The sequence below is a fragment of the [Mycobacterium] stephanolepidis genome, assembly GCF_002356335.1.
Classification (GTDB): Bacteria; Actinomycetota; Actinomycetes; order Mycobacteriales; family Mycobacteriaceae; genus Mycobacterium; species Mycobacterium stephanolepidis.
The window spans coordinates 2,934,506-2,948,682 of record NZ_AP018165.1 but is presented as its reverse complement, the minus strand read 5'-3'; the positions used below and the strand labels follow the sequence as shown (position 1 = coordinate 2,948,682).

Here is a 14,177-nt window from a genome sequence, read left to right as displayed (position 1 = left end):
ACTGACCTGATGCTTGACGACATCAGAGGACCGGGTGACCTGCAGGGTCTCTCGAAGCGAGAGCTGGACTTACTCGCCGACGAGATCCGCGAGTTCCTGATTCATAAGGTCGCCGCGACCGGTGGCCATCTCGGACCCAACCTGGGCGTCGTCGAGCTGACTCTGGCCCTGCATCGTGTCTTCGAATCCCCGTATGACCCGATTGTCTTCGACACCGGTCATCAGGCGTACGTGCACAAGATCCTCACCGGGCGTTCCGGCGACTTCGACACGCTGCGGCAGAAAGACGGTTTGTCTGGATATCCATCGCGTGCCGAAAGCGAGCACGACTGGGTGGAATCCAGCCACGCCTCGACCGCGCTGTCTTACGCCGATGGACTCGCAAAAGCATTTGAACTGACCGGGCAACGCCGCCGACACGTGGTCGCGGTGGTCGGCGACGGCGCGCTCACCGGCGGTATGTGCTGGGAGGCCCTGAACAACATTGCCGCCGCCGAGCATCGGCGCATCATCATCGTCGTCAACGACAATGGACGCAGCTACGCGCCGACCATCGGAGGGCTCGCCTCGCACCTGGCCGGGCTGCGGCTCACCCCCTCATACGAGAAGGTGCTCGACGAGAGCAAGAAGCTGCTGCGTGGCATGCCGGTGGTCGGACCGCTGGCGTACGCGTTGATGCACAGCCTCAAGGTGGGGGTCAAAGACGCGGTGTCGCCGCAGGTGATGTTCACCGATCTGGGCATCAAATACGTTGGGCCCGTTGATGGACACGACGAGCAAGCGGTGGAGGATGCGCTGCGCCGCGCCCGCGGTTACGGTGGCCCGGTCATCGTGCATGTGATCACTCGCAAGGGTATGGGGTACGCGCCGGCCGAGGACGACGAGGCCGAGCAGATGCATTCCACCGGCATCATCGACCCGAAAACGGGCCGCTCCATCAAGGCTTCGGCGCCGGGCTGGACATCGGTGTTCTCCGACTCGCTCATCGAGGTGGCGAGCGAACACCGCAACATCGTGGCGATCACCGCGGCCATGCCGGGCCCCACCGGGCTCAGTAAGTTCGGTGAGCGTTTCCCCGATCGGCTGTTCGACGTCGGTATCGCCGAGCAGCACGCCGTCACCTCCGCGGCCGGGCTCGCGATGGGTGGCCTGCACCCCGTGGTCGCGATCTACTCCACCTTCCTGAACCGTGCGTTCGATCAGGTGATGATGGACGTTGCGCTGCACAAGCTTCCGGTGACGTTCGTGCTGGACCGGGCCGGCATTACGGGAAGTGACGGGGCCAGCCACAACGGCATGTGGGACCTGTCGATCCTGAACGTGGTGCCCGGGATGCGCGTCGCCGCCCCGCGTGATGCGTCGCGGCTGCGCGAAGAGCTGACCGAGGCCCTGGCGATCGACGATGGACCGACCGCGCTGAGGTTCCCGAAAGGCGAAGTCGGCGAGGATATCCCGGCGGTCGAGCGCCGCGATGGTGTCGACATATTGGCGCGGCCACTCAGCGGATTGCACGCCGATGTGCTGCTGGTGGCGGTCGGCTCGTTCGCGTCGACGGCGTTGGCGACGGCCGAGAGGCTCGGCAAGCAGGGGATCGGCGTGACCGTCGTCGACCCGCGCTGGGTGCTTCCGGTGCCCGACCATGTGATCGAGCTGGCTCGCCAGCACCGATTGGTGGTGACCCTGGAGGACAGCGGCGTACACGGGGGAGCGGGTAGCGCGGTAACCGCGGCGATGCAGGATGCCGATGTGGATATCCCGGCCCGGAATATCGGTGTGCCGCAGCAGTTCCTGGATCACGCATCGCGGGGTCAGGTCCTTGAGCAGCTTGGTTTGACCGATCAGCACATTGCCCGCAAGATCACCGGGTGGGTGGCCGCGATGAGCCGCGAGATCGGGGAGAGCACCGTGAACCCCGCTACGCAGCAGGTCGACTAGTTATCCGATGAGACTCCGCTTTTCGATGCGCTCTGCGAGTGGCGAGAATCGCCTGCTTAAGCGGTCAGTGCCTCGCTGAGTATCGGGACCGTCAGTTCCCGCTGCCATGGGCGTGCGCCGTGCCCGGCGAGTAGTTCCTCGACGTCCCCGCTGCCGTCCCAGTCCCAGCAGAGGCGTCGCACGATCTCCGGGGTGACGATGTTCTCCACGGGTACCGCGATCTGCTCAGAGAGCGTCGACAGGGCCGCGCGCGCGGCCTCCAGGCGGGCGTAGGCCTCGGGCTTGCGTCGTGACCACCGCGATACCGGCGGTGGCCCGATGGTGGGTTCATTCACCGGTGGCGGGGTGTCTGCGTTGCGTGCCTTCGTCAGCGCCGCGAGCCATCGATCGGCCTGCTGTTTTTGCCGGGGGCCGCCGAAGACGGGGAGGGCGATCAGCTCGTTACGTGTCTTCGGGTCTGCCATGGCTGCTTCGACGATTGCCGAATCGGGAAGCGTGCGGCCGGGAGCCACATCGCGTGCGCGTGCCAATTCGTCACGGCTGAGCCATAATTCGCGTACCGCCGCCAACTGTCCGGGCTTGCGTACCTTGTGGATTCCCGAGGTGCGACGCCAGTTGTCCCGTCGGGTCGCCGAGGCCGGTGTGTGGGCAAGGTACTCGAACTCCTGCCGGGCCCATTCGGTCTTGTCCTGCTCGGCGAGAACCTCGGCAATCTTCTCGCGCAGCTCGACGAGCACCTCGACGTCCAGTGCCGCGTAGTTGAGCCAATCGTCCGGTAGCGGCCGTTTAGACCAGTCGGCGGCGCCGTGTCCTTTGGCCAGACCCAGCCCCAGCAGTCGATGAACCATCGCGGCCAGGTTCACCTTCTCGAACCCAGCCAGTCGGCCGGCCAATTCGGTGTCATAGACCGACGGCGGTCTCATCTCCAATTCGGCCAGGCAGGGCAGATCCTGGTCGGCGGCGTGCAAGATCCACTCGTCGGCGCCCAGCACCTCGACGATTGGTCCGAGTGCGTCCGGAACGTTGGTCGGGTCCAGCAGCACCGTGCCGGCGCCGCGTCGACGAATCTGGATCAAGTAGGCCCGGTTGGAGTATCGGAATCCCGAGGCTCGCTCCGCGTCGACGGCAAATGCGCCCGTTCCGGATGCCAAACGTTTTGCCGCCATGCGGATTTCATCCGTTGAGGCGGTGATCGGCGGCACCCCTTCGGCGGGGCGAAGCAGTGGCGTCGGTTCGGGAAGCTCGGATTCGGTGTCCATATCTGAGTCAGCAGCGTAGGCGCTAAGCGCGGTGGCGCGACCCCAGGTCGGTCACACCTACCGGTGGCAGGCCGGCCGCGTGCTCCAACACCTCGCAGAATGCTTCGACGTGGGTCTCGATATCGGTACCGGTGGCGGTCCAGGACGCCCGCAGTTCCAACTGGTGAGCGCGCCCCGGGCCGGCGATATCGCCGTAGCGGACCGAGGTGGTTGCGGTCACGGTGCCACCCAACGCCGTCAGATCCGTGGTGCGGGTGTTCAAGGCATCCACGAGCCAGCTCCACGCAACTTCCGGTAGCAACGGGTCCACGGCTTCGGTGGCGTCCAGATCGGCCTGGATGTAGGCGACCAGCCGCATCGTGCCGTTCCATGCCTCGTCGCCCTCCGGGTCGTGCAGCAGGATTAGCCTGCCGAACGCATCACCCTCGGATTGTTCGGGCACGTTATCGGTGTCGAGGTGCTTGATTTCCGCGCCGAGCGCATAGCTGAACGGAGCCAATCGCTGCGGGGGACGAATAGTGCCCAGCTCGATCTCCGGACGCACGGTCACGGAGTTCATCGCGTCGACCGCCGCGCGGAACGGGGCTGGTTCGGCAGACGTCACAGCAATGGACGGTAGCGCGCCGGGCCGACATGCTCCCGCAGGCGCGCCGTGCAAGGTTGCCATGGCAGCATGGGCAGTGATGACCGGATTGAACGAAGATCGCGCGACGCAGGCAAAAACCCGTCGTGAACTGCCGCTTTCTCCCTATCTCGCGGCTGCCGCCGGAAGGGCTCCCAGCCATCCCCCGGTGTGGTTCATGCGGCAGGCCGGGCGTTCGCTGCCCGAGTACCGTGCGGTGCGCGCCGACCACGCCATGCTGGACGCTTGTTTTAATCCTGAACTGGTTTGCGAGATCACGCTGCAGCCGATCCGTCGGCACCAGGTTGATGCCGCCATCCTGTTCTCCGACATCGTGGTCCCGCTCAAAGCGGCCGGCATCGATCTGGACATCGTTCCCGATGTGGGTCCCGTGATCGCCAATCCGGTGCGCACCACCGCCGACGTGGCGAAGCTGCCACGCCTGGAGCCCGGGCAGGTCGAGGCCGTCAGTGACGCCGTGCGGCTGCTGGTCGCCGAGCTGGGCGAGACCCCACTGATCGGTTTTGCCGGCGCCCCCTTCACGCTGGCCTCCTATCTGGTCGAGGGCGGACCGAGTCGTCACCATCAGCGCACCAAGGCGCTGCTACAGGGCGACCCGCAGACCTGGCATGCGTTGATGACCGCGTTGACCGATGTCACCATCGCGTTCCTGCGTGCACAGCTCGACGCCGGTGTGGACGCGCTGCAGCTGTTCGACTCGTGGGCAGGCGCGTTGTCGCTGGCCGACTACCGCTCAGCCGTGTTACCTCACAGCACAAGGATTTTCGATGAATTCGCCCACGCGGGCGTACCCATGACGCACTTCGGGGTGGGCACCGGCGAGCTATTGGGTGCCATGGGGGAGGCCGGCGCCACTGTGGTCGGTGTGGACTGGCGCACCCCGTTGGATGTGGCGGCGGGTCGGGTCGGCGCCGGAAAAGCCTTGCAGGGCAACCTTGATCCGGCAGTACTGCTGGCCGGATGGCCTGTGGTGGAGCGCGAGGTGCGCCGGATCGTGGCCGAGGGCGGCCGGGCGGTGGCCGCCGGTGCCGCCGGACATATCTTCAATCTGGGACACGGGGTGTTGCCGGATACCGATCCGGTGGTCCTCACCGATGCGGTGGCGCTGGTGCATTCGTTGTGACCTCAGCGACGCGGTCGTCCGCACCTTCCATTGCCGTTGTGGGGGGCGGTATTTCGGGGCTGACCGCGGCGTATCGGCTGCGGTGCGAGCTCGGCGACGACCCGCGCATCACCGTGTACGACCCCGCCGAGCAGCTGGGTGGAATTCTTCGCACCATCACCCTGGGCGAGCATCGGGTCGACATCGGCGCCGAGGCATTCATCACCCGGCGTCCCGAGGTGCTGGATCTCCTGGATGAACTGGGGTTGGCCGACCGCAGGATCGACACCACCGGCGCACGACCGCTCATCTATGCCGGCGGTCGTCTGCACCCGCTGCCCGCGCGGACGGTGAACGGCATACCGGCCTCGGGGTCCTCGGTGGTCGGTCTCGTCGACGAGGAGACCGTGGCGCGCATCGACAGCGAGCCTGAGCGCGATATGCACTGGACCGTGGGAGCCGATCCCACCGTTGCCGACCTGGTCTCGCTGCGATTCGGGCCGCAGGTGGTCGCGCGGCTCGTCGATCCGCTACTCGGTGGCGTGTACGCGGGTTCGGCCGCGACGACGGGCCTGCGCACGGCGGCGCCCGGGATCGCCCGTGCCCTCGACGAGGGGGCGGGCAGCCTGCTGGTCGCAGCCCGACAGGCGTTGCCGCCGATCTCGGCCAACGGCATCTTCGGTGCGATCGACGGCGGTTACGCGGTGCTGGTGGAAGAACTCTGGCGCCGCGCCCGCGCCGAACATCGGCGGCTCGCGGTGACCGGCATCGCGCGTGACGGTGAGAGTTGGGCGGTAACCGGCGACGGCGCATCCGATCACGCGGACGTGGTCGTTGTCGCGGTGCCCGCGCCTCGCGCGGCGGACATCCTCGATGCGGTGGCACCCGAATCGGCGGCGGCGGCCCGGGCCGTCCCGGTGGCGTCCTCGGTGGTCGTGGCACTGACGTTGCCCGGTGACGCCCCCATTCCGGCCAACTCCGGGGTGCTCGTGGCATCCGGAGAAGCCCTGCACACCAAGGCCGTAACGTTCTCGACCGGTAAGTGGGGAATGCGCGGACGAAGCACCCAGGTGGTGCGGTTGTCCTACGGGCGTTTCGGCGACACCGTGGCGCGGGCCACCAGCGACGATCAGCTGCGGCACTGGGCCGTCACCGATCTCGAAACCGTGCTGGGTGCGTCGGTGACGCCCATCGATACGGCGCTGGCCCGCTGGATCGACGCGATGCCGCAGTACGGTCCCGGCCACGCCGATGTCGCCGATGCCATCCGCGCCGGGTTGCCGTCGGGGATCGCCGTGGCGGGCTCGTACCTGGACGGCATCGGGGTACCGGCTTGTGTGTCCTCCGCCTCTCGAGCGGTACAGGACAGCGTGGCACGATGGGGGCATGGCTAGCCTCGATTTCGACACCCTCAACTCGACCATTCGCTACCTGATGTTCTCGGTGTTCCAGGTGCGCGAAGGGGGGTTGGGCGAGGACCGGGACAGTGCCGCCGACGAGGTGGCCACCCTGATCAAACGGCATGAGGACGATGGTGTCGTGGTCCGTGGCATCTACGACGTGGCCGGTCTGCGCGCCGACGCCGATTTCATGATCTGGTCACACGCCGAGTCCATCGAGAAGCTGCAGGCGCTGTACAGCGATTTCCGTCGCACCACCGCCCTGGGTCGGGCCATCACCCCGGTATGGAGCAATGCGGCCCTGCACCGGCCCGCCGAATTCAACAAGAGCCACATCCCGGCGTTTCTCGCGGGGGAGGAGGCCGGCGCCTACATCTGCGTGTATCCCTTTGTGCGCTCCTACGATTGGTACCTGCTGCCCGATGAGGAGCGGCGCAAGATGCTCGCCGATCACGGTATTGCCGCGCGTGCCTACAAGGATGTGCGTGCCAACACGGTGCCCGCCTTCGCGCTCGGCGACTACGAGTGGCTGCTGGCCTTCGAGGCGCCCGAGCTGTATCGCATTGTCGACCTGATGCGCGATTTGCGTGCCACCGAGGCCCGGTTGCACGTGCGCGAGGAGACGCCGTTCTTCACCGGCCCGCGGGTCTCTGCCGAGGAACTCGTCGCCCGCCTGCCCTAGACCATTTCGCCGAGACCGAGGTTATGGCGAATTTGTGCGAGACGAAACCACCACAACCTAGGTTTCGGCGGGCTGCAGGCGCAGGGAGATCGAGTTGATGCAGTAGCGCTGGTCGGTGGGCGTGGGGTATCCCTCGCCCTCGAACACGTGCCCCAGGTGGCTGTGGCAGTTGGCGCACAGCACCTCGACGCGGCGCATGCCCAGTGACTTGTCCGGCTTCAGGATCACGGCGTCCGAGTCGGCCGGGTCGAAGAACGACGGCCAGCCGCAATGGGATTCGAACTTCTCGGTGCTGCGGAACAGTTCGGCCCCGCACGCCCGGCAGGCGTACACGCCCTCGGTCTTGGTGTCGGTGTATTCACCGACGAACGGGCGTTCGGTACCGGCGCGGCGCAGCACCGCGAACTCGTCAGGAGTCAGCCGCTCCCGCCACTGCTCGTCGGTCAGATTGACCTTCGGGTCGTTCGATGTCGTCATCGTCCGCTGACTCCTTAGTGCCTATCGCCGCGCTCATCCAGTCTGGATCCAGCCCGCTATCCAGTGTGCCAGCGGCCTTGGCATCCCGATACCGAAGCACCAGCACCATCATCACGACGATCAGCAGCAGGCACCATCCGTAGGTGATCTTCAGATACTCCAGGGCGCGTCCCGTGGTGGGCCAATGCACCAGCAGCCAGCGATCCATGGAGAAGAACCCGTAGATCGCCAGCCAGGCCGGCCAGTTCCGCAACACCGAGTTGGGCAGCACGATCGTCATCACGAACGGGAACAGCGCCATCGAGTAGTAGCCCTGGCCCAGCCCCAGCAGCAGGAAGGACGCCGTCAGCACCACACCGCCGGTGGTCAGCGCCCAGAACCGGGGGTCGCGGCGGCGGTAGTACTTGTACAGCAACCACACACTCACCAGGGCGATCAGTAGGAATGCGATGCGCAGCAGGGCGGTCAATGGTGCGGGAAGCCCGTAGTACACGGCGTTTCCGGCGATGGAGCTGTTGAAGTAATCGCGGGTTTCGCCCAGGTATTTCACGGTGCGCCGCAAGTAGTCCCAGCCGTCGACGATCCTGACCTTGTGCGGGCCGAACATGGCGACCGCGTTGAAGAACGCGGGTATGCCGAAAGCGGCCACGAATACCCGCCACTGCCGGTTGAGTAGCGGCAACAACAGCAGCGGTAACAGCAGCGGTTTGATCACCAGCGTCAGCCCGATCGCGACACCGGCCAGCCAATCGGACTTCGCGTTCCCATTCAGCAACCAGCGGAAGAACAGCACCTCGAGCAGCAGCATGACGCCGTTGATGTTGGTGAAAACCAGTGTGTTGGTGACACTCTCGGTGCAGAACATGGCCAGCAGCAGCGCGGGCGCGGCCACCGAGGCCAGCGTGAAGTTGAACAGCCGCAGCAGGAAGTAGGCCGCGATCACGATGGCGACGGCGTTGATGCTGATGAACCAGTACCGCGACGCGTCAACGGGCAGATATGCGAACGGGGAGAGCAGCAGCGTGCCGCCGGGTGGGTAGATGTAATGCGGATCGACGTAGCTGAAGTTCTCGTTGTACACCGGCTGATGCCGTTTGAAGGCGATGACGGCCCGGTACACCGGCCCGAAGTCGTCGGTGATGTAGCCGTTGGTGCCCAGCACGTAGGCGCGGTGAATGATCGACATGATCGCGACGGGCCACAGCACCGACCGCAGGATCGTCGCGACCGATGGCGGTGCGGTCGGAGGTTTCAACGAGTTCTTGAAGCCCGAAATGAACGTATCGACTGACACCACGCAGGCACCGTACCTTGAGCGCCCAGTGCAGCTCCGGCAAGTACGACTAGGCCGGGCAGAACGTGTCGGTCTCGGGGAGCTTTCCGTCGTTGAGATATGCCAGGGCGGGCGGCTGTGCGCATCCGGTGTAGACAATCGCGCCGTGGCCGATGCCCTGCCACATGACGCGCTTGCTGGCCGCCTTGGCGTTGATGATCACCGCGGCGGTCGCCGAGATGCCCTCGCTGCCGGAGATCGGGTCGTGTTGTCCGCCCAGGATGAGCACGTTGATCTTCAAGTCCTGCGGAGGGTTCGGCTTGGATCCGCTGGGCCATTGCAGGCAGTTCACCAGTTCGAGGGCGGACGTGCGCCCGAACAGCGGGTACTGCTTGCCCCAGGCCACCACCAGCTCGCGCACCCGGTCGGGGGTGGGCCGTGCCAGCGAGTCACTGCACGAGTTCACGAACTGCCCGTCGGAATCGCGCAGCGCGTTGGCCCGGTCCACCAGCGGGGTGAGCGCGCCGCTATCGGGACCGCGCGCCGCGTTGAGCGCATTCGCAAGGTTCTGCACGACGGCGGCGCCGTCGCCGATCGGATATGCCAGCGCGGTGGTGATCGCCCTGACAACCGTCGCGCGCGACCACGGCAGCCCGCCGTTTTGAGCGCGGTTCAGCAGGTCGCCGACGGCACCCGCGGGATCGGGTCCCAGCGGGCAGTTGTTCGCCACACACTGGGCCGCGAACGCGTCGAATGCCGATTGCTGGCCCTTGAGCCGCTGCTCGGCGGCGGCCTCGGCGGTGATATCGGCGGCCACCGGCGAGTCGAGCATCAGCCGGGCGACCTTGTTGGGATGGGATCCCGCGTACGCCAGTGCAACTCGGGCACCGCTGCCGATGCCGAGGAGCGCCAGGTTGGGCACGTCCCATTGGGCGCGGAGCGCCTCCAGGTCCTCTGCGGCATGCGCGTCGTTGTAGGCGGAGTCGCCGGGGGAGATGGTGTCGGTGCAGTTGGTGGTCGCCGTTTCGACGATCTTGCCCAGGCTCGCTACCGGATCGTCTCCGCCACGGTTTTGCGCCAGGTCCCGCATATCCCGCAGATCCCAGGTGTCACGGCACGTGATGGCGTCGGATCGTCCGATACCCCGGCGATCGACCGCGACGACGGGACGCTGTTTGAGCACCTGTGCACCGGGCCCGTTGAGCCATGTCGCCAGCTGCACCGAGGACGGGAGATCCGAGCCGGTGGTGAACACCAGCGGGCCCGCGTCGGCAGGTGTCTGCGAGGTCTTGGCGCGCACCGCGCCCAACGTCACGCTGCCCGGTGCGCCGTTGATCGGATCCAGCGGGGCCTTGTACTCGGCGCATTCGAGCGTGAACGTCGGCGATGTGGTGATGTTGGCGCTGCCGAGCACCTCACGGGTGCAGTCCTGCCAGGACAGGTCGACCTTCGGCTTGTCGATAGACGGCGGGCCATCCGGCGGCGCCGTGGTGGCGGGGCCGACATTTCCGTGGCCCTCGTCCATGGCGAAATGCGGTCCCGCCGAGGGGCCGGGAGCACACCCAGCCAGTATCACGGCAACCGCCATCGCCCCCGTCAGCCGTGCACGCATGCCGACCACAGTATCGGGTGAATGTTCCTCAAGCCCGGACGTGCCGCGTGAAGAGGTAGCCGTCCGCATCTGCGAGCAGCAACACCCGCCGCCATGACGTGAGTACCTCGGCAGGGCTGGACACGATCCGGAACCCGCCGCCGCCGACCGTGGTGGGCGCCACCGTCAGGCACAGCTCGTCGACGAGATCGGCCGCGAGCAGGGTGCCGAGCAGTGATGGACCACCCTCACACAGCACCCGGGACAGACCGCGCCGATGCAGCTCTGCCAACGCTGCGCGCAGATCGACCTTCCCGGCATGCTCGGCGACGAGGACCTGCGCATCGGGCACGCGAGAGGCAACGTTCGCGGCCCCGGAAGCCGTCGTCACCACGATGGACGCGACCTCCGACTCGGTGAACAGGGGAGTGCTCGGGTCCACCGTTCCGGACCCCGTGACCACGGCAATCACCGGAACCTCGCCCTGCCCGCGGGCCTGGCGGCGCTGGCGCAGGCCTACCGGCAGATGCGCGCCCTGATAGCGCTCGGTTCGCACGGTGCCCGCCCCGACGAGAATCACATCGGAGTTGGCGCGCATGGCCGCGAACACCGCGCGATCGCTGTCGCCGCCAAGCCCGCCGGACAAACCGGTCACCGTCGCTGCGCCGTCCAGGCTGCCGATCATGTTGGCGCGCAGACAAAGTGCATCGCCACGGGGGTAGTCGTAGAGGTCGGCCAGCTCGCCGGGATCCACGGGCGTCCCGGTCGTCAGCTGTGTGAGCTGTATCCCAGCCGAGCCCCGAATCACCTGTTCACCGTCACTGTCGGCCACAAGGAGATCTCAACACGCCGTTACGCTGCCCGTGTGACTGATCCGCAATCCGGTGCCGTTTCGGGCCATTCCCCGTCGCTTCGCTCGCCCGGGAACCTCCAGCACCTTGCCGACCGGCACCCCACCGTCTCCAACGAGCGGCTGATTGCCCAGCTGGTGCCGCCTCCGACGTTCACTTCGGTGAGTTTCGACTCGTATCGGCCCGACCCCAACCAGCCGACGCAGGCCGCGGCGGTGGAATCGTGCCGCGCTTTCGCCCAGGAGGCGACGATCCGTCGTGCGGGTAAGAAGAAGCTGTTCGGCAAGCGCGAGGTACTGCCCGGGGTCGGGATCTATCTCGACGGTGGGTTCGGTGTCGGTAAGACGCACCTCTTGGCGTCGATCTATCACACCGTCCCCGGACCCAAGGCGTTCGCGAGCTTCGGAGAACTAACGCAGGTAGCAGGAGTTTTCGGCTTCCTGGAGTGCATCGAGTTGTTGTCGGACTACACCGTGGTGTGCATCGACGAGTTCGAGCTGGACGACCCGGGCAACACCACGCTGGTGTCGCGGCTGCTCTCGGAGCTGGTGGCGCGCGGAGTGTCGATAGCCGCGACCTCCAACACACTGCCCGAGCAGCTCGGTGAAGGCCGCTTCGCGGCACAGGACTTCCTGCGCGAGATCAACACGCTGTCGGCGATCTTCAACACGGTGCGGGTCGAGGGGCCCGATTACCGGCATCGCGATCTACCGCCGGCTCCCGAGCCGCACACCGACGACGAGCTTCGTGAGCTGGCGGCGTCCATCGATGGCGCCACTTTCGACCAGTTCGACGATCTGTGCCGGCACCTGGCGAGCATGCATCCGTCGCGCTATCTGACGCTGATCGAAGGGGTGACAGCGGTGTTCATCGCGGGCGTGGAGCAGGTGCACGATCAGGCGGTGGCGCTGCGGATCGTGGCCCTGACGGACCGTCTGTACGACGCGGGCATTCCGGTCGAGGCTTCAGGGGCCAAGCTGGACACGATCTTCGACGACGAGATGGTTGCCGGCGGGTTCCGCAAGAAGTACCTGCGTGCCACCTCGCGGCTGCTGGCGCTCAGCGCGGCGCCGCTACCGAGTTCTCTATGACCCGCTGCATCACGTAGTCGTTCTCGAGGCGCTCGCCCACCTGGAACGTTTTCGTGCCGCTGCGGCTGAAGCCGTGTTTGGCGTAAAAGCGCTGCGCGCGTTCATTTTCCTGATTGACGCCCAGCCAGACTCCCGTCGCTCCGCGCGCGGCGGCTTCGGTAAGGGCCGCGTCCATCAGCGCGCCCGCCACGCCGGCCTGATGGAATTCGGGCAGCACATACATCTTGGAGAGCTGCATCGCGGGCCGCAGGGTGACGGCCCGCTGCACGTCGGGATCCTCGGCGACGCCGTCCACGAGCATCGCGTACCCGACGATGACGTCGTTCTCGCGTGCTGCCAGTACCCGGTGTTCCCGGATGTACTCATCGAAGTTTCTCGTGCTGAGGTTGGCCTCGATGAACGCCGCGATGTCCTCCGGTGTCGAGGAGGGGGGACACGCGAGCGGGAAGGTGCGGGCGGCGACGGCCGCGACTTCTGCGCTGTCGGCAGCCGTCGCGGTGCTGACCTGAATCGGCATGACCGGCACGCTACCTATACTTGGCGCGGTTCCGAGACGGCGACCCATGTTGATGACCAACCCTGAGGAGCACCATATGACGCGGCGCGTGACGGCCTTCGGCGAGATTCGTGACGCCGTGGTGGGGCAGGGCCTGCGCACACTCGCCCGCACCACACCCTGGGTGGAAACCGAGCTGGTGGGTATCGCACAGGTGGTCAAGCCCGGGGACGTGTGCCTGGACGTGGGTGCGGCTGCCGGTTTCTACACGGCCGAGCTGGCGCGTCTGGTGGGGGCAGACGGCCTGGTGTACAGCTTGGAGCCGCTGCGGTTCGCCCACGCCACCTCGTCGGCGGCGCTGGGTCTGCGCAGTGCGCAGAACGTGCGCCGACACGCGGTGGCGCTGGGCACCAATCCTGGTGAACAGGTCATGAGCGTTCCGCTGCGCAATGGCAAGCCCATCACCGGTCGGTCCTTCGTCGATGCCGGGGCCGACGGGCTGGGCTCGAACGCCGAATTCGATGAGCACATCCGGGTGGTTGTCGACACCGAGACGTTCGACGGGTTCTGTGACCGGTTGAGCATCAAACGGATCGATTTCGTGAAGATCGATGTCGAGGGTGCCGAACTCGACGTTCTGGTCAGCGGTGAGAAGACCCTTGAGCGCACCCGGCCGGCGATGATGCTGGAGGTCGAGGATCGCCACATGGCGCGGTTCGGGCGCACCGCCGAGGACATTGTCGCGTGGTTCGCGGCGCGGGACTACCGGATGTCGGTATGGAGTGCCGACTCCTGGAGGCCCGTCGACAAGGTCACCGAGAGCTTCCGGAATTACCTGTTCCAGCCCCGCTGAGCAGCTCGCCCGAGGTGTATCAGAGGTCCCACTGAGCCAGGTGAACCTGGGTTTGAGACGACCGCAGCACGATGTGGCGCACGGGCCCGCGGTAGACATCCCAGTACACCGCTCCACTCACGGTCGAACCCTGCGGGGCGTTGTGCAGCGCGTAGTTCAGATCGTCGGGCTCATCGGTGCGTTGCGGCTCGTAGGCATCGCCGGTCTCCGGTGAGACGCCGCCGAGTTTGAGTGCCATCAGCAACGCGTACGCGTTGGGCACCTTGGTCGGCCGGATGGTGACGTACGCCTTCCAGATGATGCCGCGTGGGGGAGCCATGCCGGCAGGAACGCCGGTGGGCTCGATGTTGTGCACGGTGACATCGGCGCCGATGGTGCCGTAATCGAAATGCAGGGTCTCTCCGATGTGTCCGATGGGCGCCACGCGTTCGGGTTGCGCAGTCGCGGTCGGCGCGCAGGCCATGGCAATGGCGGCGAGGACGGCGAGGAGTCGGAGTACAGGGCGTAGACGCACCCAGCGATCT

The 14,177-nt window shown here is 66.4% G+C and carries 14 protein-coding genes; 6 read left to right on the top strand and 8 right to left on the bottom strand.

All coding sequences use genetic code 11. The features are described 5' to 3' along the window. Window positions 1-9: 9 nt before the first annotated feature. A complete protein-coding gene (dxs, locus tag MSTE_RS14555; RefSeq protein WP_096502236.1) occupies window positions 10-1,935 on the top strand; it encodes a 1-deoxy-D-xylulose-5-phosphate synthase in 1,926 nt (641 codons plus the stop codon). 56 nt (window positions 1,936-1,991) lie between these two features. Here the strand turns inward: dxs and MSTE_RS14550 are convergent, their stop codons facing one another. Both MSTE_RS14550 and MSTE_RS14545 read right to left on the bottom strand, forming a co-directional pair. Further along, window positions 1,992-3,194 (bottom strand): HRDC domain-containing protein, encoded by a 1,203-nt coding sequence (locus MSTE_RS14550; protein WP_096502234.1) that lies wholly within the window; start codon window positions 3,192-3,194, stop codon window positions 1,992-1,994. 22 nt (window positions 3,195-3,216) lie between these two features. Further along, window positions 3,217-3,753 carry a DUF3000 domain-containing protein gene (locus MSTE_RS14545; RefSeq protein WP_030093765.1) on the bottom strand — a complete coding sequence of 179 codons (537 nt, stop codon included), beginning with the start codon at window positions 3,751-3,753 and terminating at the stop codon, window positions 3,217-3,219. A gap of 106 nt (window positions 3,754-3,859) precedes the next feature. Between MSTE_RS14545 and hemE the strand changes: the two genes are divergently transcribed. Genes hemE through hemQ form a run of 3 tightly spaced genes read left to right on the top strand, consistent with a single transcriptional unit; the run spans window position 3,860 to window position 7,021 of the window. After that, window positions 3,860-4,960, top strand: a complete 1,101-nt coding sequence (gene hemE / locus MSTE_RS14540; RefSeq protein ID WP_162291433.1) for a uroporphyrinogen decarboxylase — start codon at window positions 3,860-3,862, stop codon at window positions 4,958-4,960. After that, window positions 4,957-6,333: a protoporphyrinogen oxidase gene (locus MSTE_RS14535; protein ID WP_096502230.1), complete on the top strand. Its 1,377-nt coding sequence runs from the start codon at window positions 4,957-4,959 to the stop codon at window positions 6,331-6,333. The genes hemE and MSTE_RS14535 overlap by 4 nt, the downstream gene beginning before the upstream one ends. Continuing rightward, the gene (gene hemQ / locus MSTE_RS14530) at window positions 6,326-7,021 is read left to right on the top strand and encodes a hydrogen peroxide-dependent heme synthase (protein ID WP_096502228.1); all 696 of its coding nucleotides are present in this window, start codon (window positions 6,326-6,328) and stop codon (window positions 7,019-7,021) included. The genes MSTE_RS14535 and hemQ overlap by 8 nt, the downstream gene beginning before the upstream one ends. Before the next feature lie 57 nt (window positions 7,022-7,078). Here hemQ and msrB read toward each other — a convergent pair whose 3' ends face one another. From msrB to MSTE_RS14510, 4 genes are read right to left on the bottom strand one after another with little or no spacing between them, the layout of a single operon-like run. Next, window positions 7,079-7,498 (bottom strand): peptide-methionine (R)-S-oxide reductase MsrB, encoded by a 420-nt coding sequence (gene msrB / locus MSTE_RS14525; RefSeq protein WP_096502226.1) that lies wholly within the window; start codon window positions 7,496-7,498, stop codon window positions 7,079-7,081. After that, window positions 7,431-8,795, bottom strand: a complete 1,365-nt coding sequence (locus MSTE_RS14520) for a glycosyltransferase family 87 protein (RefSeq protein ID WP_096502224.1) — start codon at window positions 8,793-8,795, stop codon at window positions 7,431-7,433. Before MSTE_RS14520 ends, msrB begins: the two co-directional genes overlap by 68 nt. 46 nt (window positions 8,796-8,841) lie before the next feature. Continuing rightward, a complete protein-coding gene (locus MSTE_RS14515; RefSeq protein WP_096502222.1) occupies window positions 8,842-10,383 on the bottom strand; it encodes an alpha/beta fold hydrolase in 1,542 nt (513 codons plus the stop codon). A gap of 28 nt (window positions 10,384-10,411) precedes the next feature. Then, window positions 10,412-11,194 (bottom strand): pyrimidine reductase family protein, encoded by a 783-nt coding sequence (locus MSTE_RS14510; RefSeq protein ID WP_096502220.1) that lies wholly within the window; start codon window positions 11,192-11,194, stop codon window positions 10,412-10,414. Between the two features lie 141 nt (window positions 11,195-11,335). On the opposite strand from MSTE_RS14510, the gene zapE reads away from it, so the two are divergent. Continuing rightward, a complete protein-coding gene (gene zapE / locus MSTE_RS14505) occupies window positions 11,336-12,304 on the top strand; it encodes a cell division protein ZapE (RefSeq protein WP_408645922.1) in 969 nt (322 codons plus the stop codon). Here the strand turns inward: zapE and MSTE_RS14500 are convergent. After that, a complete protein-coding gene (locus MSTE_RS14500; RefSeq protein ID WP_096502216.1) occupies window positions 12,273-12,821 on the bottom strand; it encodes a GNAT family N-acetyltransferase in 549 nt (182 codons plus the stop codon). The two genes, zapE and MSTE_RS14500, sit on opposite strands and share 32 nt — an antisense overlap. A 76-nt stretch (window positions 12,822-12,897) precedes the next feature. Between MSTE_RS14500 and MSTE_RS14495 the strand changes: the two genes are divergently transcribed. Then, window positions 12,898-13,653 carry an FkbM family methyltransferase gene (locus MSTE_RS14495; protein WP_096502214.1) on the top strand — a complete coding sequence of 252 codons (756 nt, stop codon included), beginning with the start codon at window positions 12,898-12,900 and terminating at the stop codon, window positions 13,651-13,653. A gap of 19 nt (window positions 13,654-13,672) precedes the next feature. Here MSTE_RS14495 and MSTE_RS14490 read toward each other — a convergent pair whose 3' ends face one another. Beyond that, the gene (locus MSTE_RS14490; RefSeq protein ID WP_096505902.1) at window positions 13,673-14,167 is read right to left on the bottom strand and encodes a DUF1942 domain-containing protein; all 495 of its coding nucleotides are present in this window, start codon (window positions 14,165-14,167) and stop codon (window positions 13,673-13,675) included. Window positions 14,168-14,177: the final 10 nt, after the last annotated feature.